Annotated in this window: 12 protein-coding genes; 5 read left to right on the top strand and 7 right to left on the bottom strand. The window is 62.7% G+C overall.

The window, feature by feature from the left end:
* The first annotated feature begins 23 nt into the window (after positions 1–23).
* Both R3E77_03380 and R3E77_03375 read left to right on the top strand, forming a co-directional pair.
* A complete protein-coding gene (locus tag R3E77_03380) occupies positions 24–533 on the top strand; it encodes a hypothetical protein (protein MEZ5498456.1) in 510 nt (169 codons plus the stop codon).
* A gap of 40 nt (positions 534–573) precedes the next feature.
* Entirely contained in the window at positions 574–846 is a 273-nt protein-coding gene (locus R3E77_03375; GenBank protein ID MEZ5498455.1) for a DUF4242 domain-containing protein, read from the top strand.
* A gap of 186 nt (positions 847–1,032) precedes the next feature.
* Here R3E77_03375 and R3E77_03370 read toward each other — a convergent pair whose 3' ends face one another.
* The 5 genes from R3E77_03370 to R3E77_03350 are packed head-to-tail and all read right to left on the bottom strand — an operon-like array spanning position 1,033 to position 6,713.
* Positions 1,033–2,673, bottom strand: a complete 1,641-nt coding sequence (locus R3E77_03370; protein ID MEZ5498454.1) for an ABC transporter ATP-binding protein — start codon at positions 2,671–2,673, stop codon at positions 1,033–1,035.
* Positions 2,670–3,497, bottom strand: coding sequence for an ABC transporter permease (locus R3E77_03365; GenBank protein ID MEZ5498453.1), 828 nt, complete (start codon positions 3,495–3,497; stop codon positions 2,670–2,672). The genes R3E77_03370 and R3E77_03365 overlap by 4 nt, the downstream gene beginning before the upstream one ends.
* Positions 3,494–4,438, bottom strand: a complete 945-nt coding sequence (locus R3E77_03360) for an ABC transporter permease (GenBank protein ID MEZ5498452.1) — start codon at positions 4,436–4,438, stop codon at positions 3,494–3,496. Before R3E77_03360 ends, R3E77_03365 begins: the two co-directional genes overlap by 4 nt.
* 4 nt (positions 4,439–4,442) lie before the next feature.
* On the bottom strand, positions 4,443–5,984 hold the full coding sequence (locus R3E77_03355) for an ABC transporter substrate-binding protein (GenBank protein MEZ5498451.1): 1,542 nt from the start codon (positions 5,982–5,984) through the stop codon (positions 4,443–4,445).
* 60 nt (positions 5,985–6,044) lie between these two features.
* Positions 6,045–6,713 (bottom strand): haloacid dehalogenase type II, encoded by a 669-nt coding sequence (locus tag R3E77_03350; GenBank protein ID MEZ5498450.1) that lies wholly within the window; start codon positions 6,711–6,713, stop codon positions 6,045–6,047.
* A gap of 124 nt (positions 6,714–6,837) precedes the next feature.
* Here R3E77_03350 and R3E77_03345 point away from each other — a divergent pair, with 124 nt between their 5' ends.
* A complete protein-coding gene (locus R3E77_03345; protein MEZ5498449.1) occupies positions 6,838–8,211 on the top strand; it encodes an aminotransferase class III-fold pyridoxal phosphate-dependent enzyme in 1,374 nt (457 codons plus the stop codon).
* Positions 8,212–8,216: 5 nt separating this feature from the next.
* Positions 8,217–9,302, top strand: a complete 1,086-nt coding sequence (locus R3E77_03340) for a tartrate dehydrogenase (GenBank protein MEZ5498448.1) — start codon at positions 8,217–8,219, stop codon at positions 9,300–9,302.
* Positions 9,303–9,342: 40 nt separating this feature from the next.
* Here the strand turns inward: R3E77_03340 and R3E77_03335 are convergent, their stop codons facing one another.
* Positions 9,343–10,794: a PepSY domain-containing protein gene (locus R3E77_03335; GenBank protein MEZ5498447.1), complete on the bottom strand. Its 1,452-nt coding sequence runs from the start codon at positions 10,792–10,794 to the stop codon at positions 9,343–9,345.
* A gap of 216 nt (positions 10,795–11,010) precedes the next feature.
* Here R3E77_03335 and R3E77_03330 point away from each other — a divergent pair, with 216 nt between their 5' ends.
* Complete coding sequence (locus R3E77_03330) at positions 11,011–13,140, top strand: TonB-dependent siderophore receptor (GenBank protein ID MEZ5498446.1); 2,130 nt, start codon at positions 11,011–11,013, stop codon at positions 13,138–13,140.
* A gap of 66 nt (positions 13,141–13,206) precedes the next feature.
* Here the strand turns inward: R3E77_03330 and R3E77_03325 are convergent, their stop codons facing one another.
* Entirely contained in the window at positions 13,207–13,704 is a 498-nt protein-coding gene (locus R3E77_03325; protein ID MEZ5498445.1) for a winged helix-turn-helix transcriptional regulator, read from the bottom strand.
* Positions 13,705–13,707: the final 3 nt, after the last annotated feature.

Below are 13,707 nucleotides of genomic sequence, written 5' to 3'. Positions count from 1 at the left end.
GGCCGCAACACAGGAGTAGCGTCATGAATCTGTTTTCGTCTCGCCTCGGGCTGGTGGCAGCGGGCCTCCTCGCATGCACAGCATCGATCGCACATGAATCCGATCAACTGCCCTCGCATCGCAGTTGTCCCCAACTGGATCCGCTCACCATCGGCCAGCTGGTCGCGGTCCGGCAGGCCACGGCTCGCTATCGGAACCTCGACAACGCCGTCCATGACGGTTATGTCGATATTGGATTGTTTGTACCCATGATGGGGCACCATTACCTGCGCAGCGATTTGCTCGACGGTGAATTCGACCCGCAGTCGCCGGAATTGCTGGTCTACGCAGACCGCCCGGATGGCTCGCGACAGCTGGTCGCCGTCGAATACGCCGTGCCACTGGAACTCTCGGCCGATGCGCCGGAGGGCTTCTTTGGAGATGCCGACGAATGGGCGATCAACAACCAGTTCGGTCTCTGGACGCTGCACGCCTGGGTGTGGAAACGCAATCCGGACGGCGTCTTCGCCGCATTCAATCCGCGATTGCCATGATCAAGGCGTTTCAACCAGCCCATTTCGAGGGACCGTCACCATGCCAAAGTACATCATAGAACGCAGTCTGCCCGGTGCAGGATCTCTGACGGCAGCCGAGCTGCAAGCCATAGCGCAGAAATCCTGCACGGTGCTGCAGCGCCTTGGCCCCAGGATCAACTGGATAGAAAGCTTCGTAACCGCAGACAAGATCTACTGCGTCTACGACTCGCCCGACGAGAACCTGATTCGCGTGCATGCAAAGGACGGCGGGTTTCCGGTCGATTCCATTGCCGAAGTTGCCACGGTCATCAGTCCGGCCACCGCGCGCTAGACCCGGGATCGCTCGATACGCCTGCGCCAGGGACGGCGCCGCCGCGGCGGCAAAAAAAAAGGCCCCGCCGATGGCGGGGCCAATTGAAGCCACGGAAACGGGGGTCGTTAATCCGCGCTTGGCGGCGCAACATGCTTTGGGCCGCACCGCTTCCGCCAATGCTAGTGCAGGCCTCGGCCAGCGTCTCTACGCAATTCCCGCAGGTGCGGCGCCCAGCGGCACGGTCTCCAGCCAGCCAGGACGCAATGGCGGCACTGAGGCGCAAAGAAGCTGCGTGTATTCATGCGCCGGCGCGCCGAGCAGGGATTGCGCAGCGCCGCGTTCGACGATAGCTCCCGCGCGCAGTACCAATACCTGATCGCAAATGGCGCGCACCGTCGAGATGTCGTGGCTGATGAACAGGTAGGACAGCTGCAGCTCCTTCTGAAGCGTCGCAAACAATTCGAGCATGGCTGCGGCGACTATCGTATCGAGCGACGCGGTCACCTCGTCACAGAGTATGAGACGCGGCTCGGCGGCCAAAGCGCGCGCGAGACTTACGCGCTGCTTCTGCCCACCTGACAAACCGGCTGTCGTGCGATTGATGACGGTCGACGGCAGTCGCACGAGATCGAGCAACCGATGCAGTTGCGCATCCGCCGCTGAGCGGGACTGCTGGCCATATTTCAACAGCGGCCGCAGGAGAATCCGGCGCACGCTATGTGCCGGGTTCAGTGACGTATCCGCGTTCTGGAACACCAGCTGGATGCGGCGCAGCTGTTCGGGACTGCGCGCGCCGACGTCGGCAGGCAGAGTTTCGCCTTCGAACTCGACCGAACCTGACTGTTGTGGCAACAAACCCGCTATGACTCGAGCCAACGTGGACTTTCCCGAGCCTGATTCACCGACGACACCAACGGTCTGGCGGACGCCCAGGTCGAATGTGACATCGCGGAGCACGGGACGGTCCCGATAGCCGGCGCCGAGACCCCGGCAACGCAACAGGGGCGTTGGCATTGCTGGCTCCGGGCGCGACGCAACTCCGTGTATGCGCGCTTCGATCCGGGCCGGATCCGCAGCCGCCAGGAGCTCGCGGGTGTAGTCGTCGGTCGGGTTCGCAAGTATTTGCGCGGTTCGACTCGCCTCGCGCACGGTGCCTTGCTTGAGGACGACGATGTGATCGGCCATTTGCGCAACGACGGCGAGATCGTGCGACACGTAGAGCGCCGTGATGCCGCTCTCGCGAATGGTACGCTTGAATGCGCGCAGGACCTCAACCTGTGTCGTAACATCGAGTGCCGTGGTCGGTTCATCGAATATGACCAGCCAGGGATCTGTGATGAGGGCCATCGCGGCCATCGCACGCTGAAGCTGCCCGCCGGAGACTTCGTGCGGGTAGCGGTCACCGATGGCCTGCGGGTCCGGCAGCGCCAGCGCCCGGAAAAGCTCGATCGCCTTCTTGCGCAGCTCCACGCGACTGCCAGCATGGCGTAATAGCGCCGGTTCCATGACCTGTTCGATGATGGTTCGCGAGGGATTGAAAGCCGCGGCGGCGCTCTGGGCAACGTAACTGACCTGGGCGCCCCGCAGCACCTGCAATTCGCGTCGAGTCAGCGCAAGGACGTCGAGTTCGCCGATCTGCACCCGACCGGAGGTAATCCGGCAATTACCGCGCGCGTATCCCATCAGCGCGAGGGCGACGCTGGTTTTCCCGGAACCCGACTCGCCGATCAATGCGAGGACCTCGCCCCGCGCGATCGAGAAACCGACATCACTGACGATACGCGTCGACTGCGCACCAGCGAGCACGTCGATACAAAGGCCGTGTACGCGGACAAAATCGCTCAAGCGCCGCTCCGTTCATCGCCCTCGAGCCGACCGGGCAGGCAGTCGATGAGGAGATTGACGCCGATGGTGAGGCTGGCGATCGCCACGGCCGGCATGACGATCGCCGGCGCGCCTTCCGCGAGTCCGGAAATATTCTCGCGAACCAAAGAACCGAGATCGGCATCGGGCGGCTGTACGCCGAGTCCCAGGAAACTCAAGCCGCTCAGCAATAGCACGACGAAGACGAAACGCAGGCCGAAGTCCGCCAGCATTGGCCGCCACATGTTCGGCAGGATCTCGACACCAGCAATGTAGAAACGGTTCTCGCCCCGCGCCCGGGCCGCGGCCACGAATTCCATGGCGTTAAGATTGACCGCCAGCGAACGCGAAATGCGAAACGCACCCGGCAGGTAGGTGATACCTGCGGCCAGCATCAGCAGTGGAATCGAGGCGCCGAAACCTGCCACAAGGACGAGCGCGAAAATCTTGCTGGGGATCGAAATCAAGGCGTCCAGCAGCCGGCTCAACCACTCGTCCAGCCTGCGCCCGCTCACGCTCGCAACGACACCGAGCGTCGTACCGGCGAAGCTTGCAAAAAGTGCGGCAGCAAGCGCCAGACCCACGGTATAGCGGGCACCCAGCAACATGCGGCTCAGCATGTCGCGCCCGAGATAGTCGCTCCCGAGCGGAAACTCCCGCGTGAATCCCAGGAATACGTCGGGTGCCACGATGGCGCCGGTCGGATGCGGCGCGAACAGCGGGCCAAGCAAGGCGACCAGCAACCAGAACACGAGCGAGGCAAGGCCGATCCGGCCGGCCCACGGCAATCGGGCAATGGTCTTCATCCTCGCCGCAGCCTCGGGTTGGCAAGGATCGCGCAGATATCGGCGATGAGCACCAATGCCAGGTAGCCCGCGCAGAAAATCATCGCGCAGGCTTGCAGCAGTGGCATGTCACGGCTGGTTACGGCATCGACCATGAGGCTCGCAAGTCCGGGATAGTTGAAAATGGTTTCGACTATGATGGCGCCGCCCATCAGGTAGGACAGGCTGAGCGCGATCGCATTGGCCATGGGTCCCAGCGCGTTCGGCAGAGCGTGGTACAAAACGATCCGGACCGGGCCCGCGCCCTTGAGGCGCGCCATCTGCGCGTAGGGCGTGTCGAGCTGATCGATGAGCGCTGCGCGCGTCATGCGCGCCATCTGCGCTACGACCACGAAACAGAGCGTCATTACCGGCAATGCAAAAGCCCGAAGCAATGCCGGTGCAGTGAATTGCGCGGGTGGCGATGACAATGCCGGCAGCCAGTGCAGGTTGACCGCGAACAAGAGCACAGCGAGCGTGGCAACCAGGAATTCCGGCACCGCAACCATCGACAAGGTCAGCAGATTGAGTGCGCGATCGAGGCCGGAACCGCGGTACATCGCCGAGAGGATGCCGATGAGCAGTGCAAACGGAACGGCGATCAAGGCGGTGAGCCCTGCCAGCAACAGCGAATTCGGCAGTCGCTCCCTGACCAGCTCCGCAACAGGCATCTGGTTCGCAAGCGACTGGCCTGGATTGCCGCTCAACATGCCGCGCAACCAGTTGGCGTAGCGCAGCGGCGCCGGCTGGTCGAGCCCGAGCGTGCGACGCAGTGCTGCGACCGTTTCGGCAGTTGCCCCCTGCCCCAGCGCCTCCTCCGCGGCATCACCCGGCAGCAGCGAGGCAAGCGAGAACACCACGATGGACACGACCAGCAAGGTCAGTGCCGCGAGCGCAATGCGTCTGGCGATCAGGCGCAGCATGCGGCTAGCGCGCGAGCCATACGTGATCGGCGAACTGATAGCCCATGAGACCGCCAGTGGCAATGGAGCCAAAACCCTGCACGCGAACATCGTAGGCATCGATCAGGTTGATGAAAAGCGGAATAGCCAATCCGCAATGTTCGTGCACGAGTTGCTGCATTTCACCGTAGAGCATCTTGCGCCGCCCCTCATCGGTGGCCGAGCGCGCCAACAGCAGCAGTTCATCGAAGCGTCGATTGCGCCAGCCGGACTCGTTCCATTCGGCATCGGAGCGAAACAGCTGCGTGAAGAGCATGTCCGCGGTTGGCCTGGGATTGGTATTGCCGAAGGACATCGGGTGCTTCATCCAATGGCGCGACCAATAGCCGTCTGCCGGCACGCGATTGACTGCAAGCCGCAGCCCAATCCTGCCGGCGGCATCCTGCAGGACCGATGCCATATCCACCGAACCTTCCGCGGCCGGCGAAGCGTAGACCGGCAATCGTACGCCGAGCAGGCCGGCGCGCTCGAGGAGCCATCGGGCGCGGTCGGGGTCGTGCCCACGCTGCGGGAGCTCGGGGTTGAAGTAAGGGTGCCAGGGCGGAATGGGATGATCGTTGGCAATCGTGCCGAATCCGCGAAAAAGCGCCTTGCGTATCAGTTCGCGGTCGAACAACAACTGCATTGCGCGCACGAATGCGGGGTTGTTGGTCGGCACCGCGTCCTGGCGCATCACCAGATCGGTGTAAAGGCCCGAGGGTGTCGGCAATATGGCATGGCTGCCGGAGTCGCGGATCCGGCGCGTGGAACGCGGATTGACCGCATTGACGATATGCACGTCCCCCGACAGCAAGGCATTGACGCGTGCCGACTCGTCCGGAATGCCGATGATCTCCACCTCATCCAGATAAGGCCGGCCGCTTTTCCAGTAACGCTCGTTGCGCGTGGCAACCGTGCGAACGCCGGGGGTGAACTCCTTGATACGGAAAGGCCCGGTGCCATTCGCGGTACGAAAATCCGTGGTGCCATCGGCAATGATCAGAAAATGCGAATCACAAAGCATCGTGGGCAGATCGGCATTGGGGCCCGTGAGCCGTATCTGCACTTCCAGCGGACCGCTGGCACGCACCTCGGCAAACTGCTCGGCCACGACTTTCATCTTCGATGCCGTCGCCGGATCCTTGTGCCGCAGCAACGAATAGACGACATCCGCGGCCGTCAACGGCTTGCCATCGTGAAATTCGACGCCGCGGCGCAGCTTGAATGTCCAAAGCGTGCGCTCTTCGTCCAGTATCTCTTCGGCGAGCGCCGGCCGCGGCGCAAGTTTCGTGTCGTACTCCAGCAAACCGCTGTAGATCGTGTACAGCCGCGCGTAGTCGGTCGACAACGCCCCGCGCGCCGGATCGAGTGTGTCGGCCGTCGAACTTGACAGGCTGGCAACGCGCACCTTCCCGCCACGGCGCGGCACAGCCGCGATGGCCTGCGGCAACGTGCCAAGTCCCGCGGCAACCGTGAGACCGAGCGATTGCGCCAGGGCTGCACGGCGGGTGATGCACCGCGGGCTCATGTCAGCCAGTCCGGCACGCGGTAACCAGTGTGTACGCGGCGAACCTCATCGCCCCTGCGGTCAGAGACCGAGCACTCCTGGCAGCTCGCTGATGTCGCGGATCTGCTGAATCCCATACTCCGGGACCGCAGGCTCGTGGCCGCGTGCGACAAAAACGCGCGCACCAAAACCCAGGTCATGGGCCGACATCTGGTCGTAGCGCATGCTCGATGACACATGCATCATCTGCGAGGGCGAGCAGCCCAGCTGGTCGAACATGTATTCGAACGCCTGCAGACGCGGCTTGTAGGCCTGCGCCTGCTCGGCGGTATACACGCGGTGAAATGGCGCGCCCAGCTGGCTGACGTTCTGCATGATCTGTTCGTTCGCTGCGTTCGAGAGAATCACGAGCGGTATGTGCGCGGCGACGCGCGCCAGCCCTGCCGGAACATCCGGATGTGGCCCCCAGCCGGGCACGGCGTCATAGAATTGCCGTGCTTCGGCGGCGCGGAATTCGATCTTCCAGAGCTTGCAAGTGCGCCGCACAGCATTGTGGATGACCTCGGAATACGGTTTCCAGGCGCCGAGTACTTCATCCAGGCGGTAGGCAGCGAAATTGCGGCAGAACAGCTCCATGGCATCGGCGGGGATACGATCGGCAAAAATCGTGCGCGCCAGCTCGGACATGCGAAACCGGATCAGTGTGCCGTAACAATCGAACGAAATGTAGCGCGGGTGGAAGTTGCTCATGCACGGTATCTGACCATGGTTCGTCTGGCAGAATATGCCAAGGCCAGGCAAAAAATAGAATCTGTTTGGTGTCGCCTCGCCGAAAGCAGGCGCGCATAGCGCAGCCCTGAGCTAATGTCAGGCGATGCGAAAATCCAGCCTCCCCGAACTCGATCGCGCCCACCTGATCCACCCGGTCGTCAATTTTCGCGCCCATGAACAAGAAGGCGTACGACTCCTGACCGGCGGACGGGGCGCGTGGCTTCGCGACGGCGATGGACGCGAATTGCTGGACGCCTTCTCCGGCCTGTGGTGCGTGAACATCGGCTACGGCCAACAGTCGGTGGTAGACGCCGCCATGGCGCAGATGCGCGAGCTGCCCTATGCCACGACATATTTCGGTTTTGCTTCGCCCGTTGCGGTCAGGCTCGCGGCGCGACTCGTCGAACTCGCACCGCCATCTCTTCGGCACGTGTACTTCACGCAGGGCGGCTCCGATGCGATCGACTCGGCCATTCGCTACATCACCTACTATTACAACGCGATTGGTCAACCCGAGCGCAGGCACTTCATTGCGCTCGAGCGCGGCTACCACGGCTCATCCTCGCTCGGTTCCGGCCTGACGGCGCTGCCCGCGTTCCATCATTTCTTCAACGTACCCCTTCGAACCCAGCACCACATACCCTGCCCCTACCCTTACCGTCATCCGGCAGGGGAGGATGCGAAAGCCCTCATCGCGGCATCGGTCGCCTCCTTGCATGACAAGGTGCGCGAGCTCGGCGCCGAAAACGTCGCGGCTTTCTTCTGCGAACCCGTCATGGGATCAGGCGGCGTCATCGTGCCGCCGCCCGGCTGGCTCAAGGCGATGCAAACGGCCTGCCGTGAGCTCGGTATCCTGTTGCTGGTGGACGAAGTCATCACCGGATTCGGGCGAACCGGGCCGTTGTTCGCCTGCGAGGCCGAAGGCGTCGAACCCGATCTCATGACGATCGCCAAGGGCCTCACGGCCGGCTATGCGCCTATGGGTGCGCTCTTGATGTCGGAACGCATCTACGGCGGCATCGCCGATGCCCGGGCCGGCATCGTCGGCCACGGCTATACCTACTCTGCGCACCCGGTGAGTGCAGCCATCGCACTGGAAGTCATCAGGCTTTATCACGAGGGGGGACTCCTCGCCAATGGCCAGGCGCAGGCGCCACGTTTTGCGCAAGGCCTGCAAGCGCTGCGCCGCCATCCGCTCGTCGGCGACGCGCGTCAGCGCGGCCTGCTCGGCGCGCTCGAACTGGTCGCCGACAAGGCAACCCGCAGACCTTTCGAAGCATCGCTGCGCCTCAGCGAGCGAATCGCTGCAAGCGCGTGGCGCAATGGCCTCATCATGCGTGCGTTCGCCGATAACATCCTTGGTTTCGCGCCGGCCCTGTGCTATTCGGCCAGCGAGTTCGACTGCCTGTTCTCTCGGCTCGAACAGACACTCGATGAAGTCCTCGACGAGGCCGACGTCCGCGCCGCTGCTGCTTAGATACGATGGACTCGAAATTCCACATTGCCGTCATCGCCGGTGATGGCATCGGCACCGAAGTGATGCCCGAAGGCCTGCGGGCACTCGATACGGCGGCGGAGAAATTCGGCATCGCGCTTCGATACCGGCATATCGACTGGGCGAGCTGTGCGTATTTCACGCGCACGGGACAGATGATGCCCGATGACTGGAAAGACCAGCTCGCGGGCGTCGATGCGCTTTATTTCGGCGCTGTCGGCTGGCCGGCGACGGTGCCTGACCATGTTTCGCTATGGGGATCGGTACTGAAGTTCCGCCGCGAGTTCGACCAGTACGTCAACCTGCGTCCGGCCATCACGTTTCCGGGCGTGCGATGCCCGCTGGCCGGTGTGGGTCCGGGCGACATCGACATGCTGATCGTGCGCGAAAATACCGAAGGCGAATATTCCTCGGTCGGCGGCCGGATGTTCGAGGGCACCGATCGCGAGATGGTGATGCAGCAGGCCATTTTCACGCGCCACGGTTCCGACCGCGTACTGCGCTATGCCTTCAACGAAGCGATGCGCCGGCCACGCCGGCATGTGACCGTCGCCACCAAGAGCAACGGCATTGCCATCAGCATGCCCTGGTGGGACGAGCGTGCAGCAGCGATCGCCGCGCAGTTCCCGGACGTCAGCTGGGACAAGCAGCATATCGACATCCTTTGCGCACGCTTCGTGCTGCAGCCACAGCGATTCGACGTCGTGGTCGCGACCAATCTGTTCGGCGACATCCTCTCCGACCTCGGCCCGGCATGCACAGGGACCATCGGCCTTGCACCGTCGGCGAATCTCAACCCCGAACGACGGTTCCCATCGTTGTTCGAGCCAGTACATGGCTCGGCGCCGGACATTGCCGGCAAAGGAATCGCCAACCCTGTGGCAATGATCTGGTCGGGGGCGCTGATGCTCGATTTTCTCCACGCGGGAAAAGGCGCGGGACGAGCCGCACATGATGCGATCGTCGCCGCGATCCGTACGGTGCTGCTGAACGGCCCGCACACGCCGGACCTCGGCGGCAATGCAAGCACGACACAAATGGGACAGGCGATTGCCGAGGCCATCGCTGGCTGACGGCCAGCGGGTACTTGCACGGTCCAGTCGATTCCGCGCCTCAGCTGCGCCTGCCCCGCAGACGCCTGAATCCAAGCACCACGCCGCTCGCGGCGAGCAGGAAGCCACTCGTCGTACCGACGAGCAACAGGATATGCCACAAGGGCGCCGCCCGATTGAGCCACGGAAAGTCGAAGTTGTGCAATCCATCGACCAGCCAGCGATGCACACGACGACTTCTGTCGAGCACGGCAATGATCTCGCCGCTCGCCGCATCGACTTGCACCCAGGTCGAGTCGGCGTCGTCGAGGATGAAGCGGATCGCATCCGGCGGTAGCGGATTGATCCTGAGATTGTAGGCGTCATCGTAGCCGATCCGGGCGGAACTGCGGATATGCGCCGGCGCCCAGCCAGTGGCTACTGCGTTGCTTAACAACTTCGTTTCGAGGTTGGTAGCGGAGCGTAGCTCGCCGCCTGGGCCCACCTGGAACAATTGGTTTTCGGCTGGCGAGGCGCCGCGCAGGATCAGGACGGCGCGGCCGCCAACCGCCGTGATCTCCAGTTCGCGAAAATTCGTGAGTGACTGCAACTTCGCGAGCGGAAAAGCCCGCGCCGCCTCAACGACGCCGAGTCCGTGGTAGGTCGCGAGCGTCGCGGCATCGGGCCGGTCCGATGAAAAGAAGCGGCCGTCGTCGAGCGACAACCAGCCACTGCCAACCCAGCTCAGCATCAGCAGGCCGGCGAACAGACCGAGCAAATGATGCCTGCGTTGCCAGCCACGGAATGGCGACATTCCGCCACGACCCATGCGCCGCCAAGTCGCAAATCGCTGCCAGCCGAGCGCAAGGCCGGCCAGGGCGAGCACGATGCCGCCCGCCGCCAGGACCCAGACGACGCGGCGCCACAGTTCGTGGTTCTGGCGCAGGGCCACCAGATTGATCCAGTGCACGACGGCGCCGGCGTAGTTCCACGCGCGTTCGCGACGCACGGTGCGTTGCGCCACTTCGGCAGTACGCGCCGATACGTAGACTTCGGTGCCCGCCGCATCGTCGAGCGCAATGCGATAGTAAGGACTTGCGGCGCGGTAGCCGTCGTGAACAGTCCACTGGTCGAGCAACAACGGTCCGTCGATGTATTGCACGGACGAGCCGGTGAATGTCGTCGCAACACGCCGGGCAACCGCCGCGTCCTGCATGGCGAGCCTGCGGCCGGTTACTGCATCGATTGCCACCGGTGTGCCGTCGGCAAGATCCGCGACATAACGCGCAGAGCCGTCCGGGCTGACCAACCGCAGGCGCAGCACGGCATCACCACCCGCCGCCAGTGCCGCGCTCACCGGGTCCACACGCAGTTGGCTGGCGTCGATTGGAGCGCCTGCGGCAATGCGCTCGGCGGCCGGCAAACTCGGGAATGGCACGAAACTCAACACCGAACCCGTCGCGAACCAGGTGGCCACCAGCAGGCATAACGCGATGCCGAGCCAGCGGTGCAGCCGGACCAGCCAGCGGATCATCGTGTTGTATCCCTGCGACATCATGACTGGCGGTTTTGCGCTACGAAATGAAACAAACTATGTTTTCGTTGGCCCGAATCGGCAGCATTTGCCGTGGCAGCCGGATACATTCAATGCCATGCGGCCAAGGGTGACGCTTACGCCCGATCGCAGTAGAGACGGCAGACAAATTTGAGCATCCCAGGGGAGAAGCCAGACGTGAATACTCGCATAACTATGCCTCGCGCCACCGCGCTCATTGTCGGCGTACTGACCGCAACCAGCGGCTGGCAGGCGTCGGCCCAGGACAGTGACTCTGCGGACGGCCTCGAAACCGTGGTCATCACCAGCGTGCGCCAGGCCTACCGCGGCGATGTCGCAATGAAGGATTTGCCGCAGAACATTTCGGTCATTCCAGAGGAGATCCTCAAGGACGTCAATGCGACGCAGCTCGACACGGTGCTCGACCTCGCAAGCGGGGTAGCCCGGCAGAATACCTTCGGCGGCCTTTGGGACAGCTTCGCCATCCGCGGTTTCGCGGGTGATGAGAACACACCGTCCGGCTACCTGGTCAATGGATTCAGCGGCGGGCGCGGCTTCAGCGGCCGGCGCGACACCTCCAACATCGCCAGCATCGAAGTCCTCAAGGGCCCGGGATCGGCGCTGTACGGGCGCGGTGAACCTGGCGGCACGATCAACATCGTCACCAAGAAACCCGAATTCGATCGATCGAATGCCGTCGAATTGTCGATCAGCCGCTTCAGCGCTTATCGCGTTGCCATCGACAGTACCGGCCCGATCAGCGACAACGCGGCCTATCGAGTCAACGGCTCGTTCGAGGACGCGCAGTCGTTTCGCGATACCGTGGAGTCGCGCAAGTACAGTATTACACCCTCGGTTTTTTTCCGCCTTGGCGATGCGACCGGTATCAACTACGAACTCGAGTTGGTAAACCAGAAGGCACCCTTCGATCGTGGCGTCGTGGCGGTCAATAACCAGCTCGGATTGATTCCGAATTCGCGCTTCCTCGGCGAGCCGGCCGACGGCCCGACGAAGATCGATGGCACCGGACATCAACTGACCGTGGATCATCGTTTCAACAGCAACTGGGCCATGCTGGCGGGGCTCAACTACCGCGAATCATCGTTCACGGGATTCAGCAGCGACCCCGAGCTGGTCAACGGCCGGCAGTTGTTGTTCGTGAATCCGGCGGCGGGAGATCTCACCCGGCAGCGCCGCTTCCGCGACTACGATGCCAAGGACAGTTCCGCGCGCTTCGAGCTGAGCGGTAAAGCGAGTACCGGCGCCCTCGACCATCACATGCTGTTCGGCGCAGACACCTACGAGTACAAGCTCGACACCATGCAGACGCGCTATCGCCCCACCCTGGCGACGGCACCGCAATATGCGATCAACATCTTCAACCCCGTCTACGGCGCAACGCCCGGCACGCTCAACCCACTGACCGACCAGCGTGAGAAACAGACCGCCTGGGGTGCCTATGTGCAGGACCAGATGGATCTCACCGAGCAGTTCAAAGTGCTGCTCGGCGTGCGCTACGACAGTTTCACGCAGGAATTCACCAATGTGCTGGCCGGCGGCACAAAGACCAAACAGACCGGCTCCAAGACCAGCCCGCGGGTCGGACTCGTGTTCGAAGTCAATGATCGGGCAACGCTCTATGCGAGTTTTTCGCGCGGCTATCGCCCGAATAGCGGCACCGGTTTCGGCGGCACGCCCTTCCCGGCCGAAGTCAGCGAGTCTACGGAAGTGGGCGCAAAACTGCAGACCGCGGATGGCAGGCTGAGTTCGACGATTGCCATCTTCCAGGGCAAGAAATCGAACTTCCTCACCTCAGACCCCGTAAATGCTGGTTTCTCCATCGCCGGTGGCGACGCCAAGAGCGACGGCATTGAACTCGATCTGACGGCGAAGCTTGCGGAGAACACCACCGCGATCTTCTCCTACGCCTATCTCGATGCGCGCACGACCAAGGCCATCCTCGATGTGAACTTCGGTTTCTCGATCCCGGCCGGCTCCGATCTGATCAACATTCCGGAGCACAGCGCCCACCTACTCGTGAGGCATGATGCACACCTCGCCAATGGTGGCGTGCTGAGCCTTGGCGGCGATGTCGGCTATGTCGGTGACAGGCTGGGCGAAACAGGCTTCCAACCCGAGTTTCGGCTGCCCGGCTACGTGCTGCTGAACCTCATGGCTGCCTATGCGCCGAGTGAGAATCTCAAGTTTTCACTGCACCTCAATAACGCCCTCGACAAGGTGTATTACCCGAGTTCCTACTCGCGCTTCTGGGTCGCGCCCGGCGCCCCGGTGTCCTACACCGCGGCCGTCGAATTCAAGTTCTAGGCCCAGCGTCGATTGGACCAGGAAGGGCGTGGCCGCGAGGCCACGCCCTTTTTCATTGCCCGATGTTCATTGCCCGACGTTGAAAAGCTTGGCTAGCGGGTAGTGGAGCTTCTGAATGGGCGATTTGATCACGATGTAGCTGAAATACTTCGCGACACCGATGTTGAGCCCCAGTATGCCCTCGATCACCTGTTGGTAGTGGGACACGCCGCGCGTCAGGAACTTGAGCAGATAGTCGTAGCCGCCGCTGACCAGATGGCACTCGATGACTTCGTCGATAAGACGAATGGCGCCCTCGAACTTCATGAAATCCTCACGATGATGGTCGCTCAACGTCACTTCGGTGAATACCGTTACCGTCTCGCCGAGCTTGGCGAGGTCGATACGCGCGTTGTAACTGGTGATATAACCGGCTTCTTCCAGCCTCTTGACGCGCAGCAGGCATGGGCTCGGCGACAACGCCACGGCATGGGCCAGATCGATGTTGGTGATGCGGCCATTTTGCTGCAGCTGCGCGAGGATGTTGATATCGGTGCGGTCGAGTTTGATTGGTCTTTTTGCCATGCG

Source organism: Steroidobacteraceae bacterium (assembly GCA_041395505.1).
In the GTDB taxonomy this organism is placed as follows: domain Bacteria; phylum Pseudomonadota; class Gammaproteobacteria; order Steroidobacterales; family Steroidobacteraceae; genus JAWLAG01.
The sequence above is the reverse complement of the archived record's forward strand: the minus strand, read 5'-3'. Positions and strand labels throughout refer to the sequence as shown.

Excerpts from the sequence above, each read along its gene's own strand:
- R3E77_03335 (MEZ5498447.1), bottom strand. The coding sequence starts at position 10,794 with ATGATCCGCTGGCTGGTCCGGCTGCACCGCTGGCTCGGCATCGCGTTA.
- R3E77_03350 (MEZ5498450.1), bottom strand. The coding sequence starts at position 6,713 with ATGAGCAACTTCCACCCGCGCTACATTTCGTTCGATTGTTACGGCACA.
- R3E77_03345 (MEZ5498449.1), top strand. The coding sequence starts at position 6,838 with ATGCGAAAATCCAGCCTCCCCGAACTCGATCGCGCCCACCTGATCCAC.
- R3E77_03330 (MEZ5498446.1), top strand. The coding sequence starts at position 11,011 with ATGCCTCGCGCCACCGCGCTCATTGTCGGCGTACTGACCGCAACCAGC.
- R3E77_03340 (MEZ5498448.1), top strand. The coding sequence starts at position 8,217 with ATGGACTCGAAATTCCACATTGCCGTCATCGCCGGTGATGGCATCGGC.
- R3E77_03375 (MEZ5498455.1), top strand. The coding sequence starts at position 574 with ATGCCAAAGTACATCATAGAACGCAGTCTGCCCGGTGCAGGATCTCTG.
- R3E77_03380 (MEZ5498456.1), top strand. The coding sequence starts at position 24 with ATGAATCTGTTTTCGTCTCGCCTCGGGCTGGTGGCAGCGGGCCTCCTC.
- R3E77_03325 (MEZ5498445.1), bottom strand. The coding sequence starts at position 13,704 with ATGGCAAAAAGACCAATCAAACTCGACCGCACCGATATCAACATCCTC.
- R3E77_03360 (MEZ5498452.1), bottom strand. The coding sequence starts at position 4,438 with ATGCTGCGCCTGATCGCCAGACGCATTGCGCTCGCGGCACTGACCTTG.
- R3E77_03365 (MEZ5498453.1), bottom strand. The coding sequence starts at position 3,497 with ATGAAGACCATTGCCCGATTGCCGTGGGCCGGCCGGATCGGCCTTGCC.
- R3E77_03355 (MEZ5498451.1), bottom strand. The coding sequence starts at position 5,984 with ATGAGCCCGCGGTGCATCACCCGCCGTGCAGCCCTGGCGCAATCGCTC.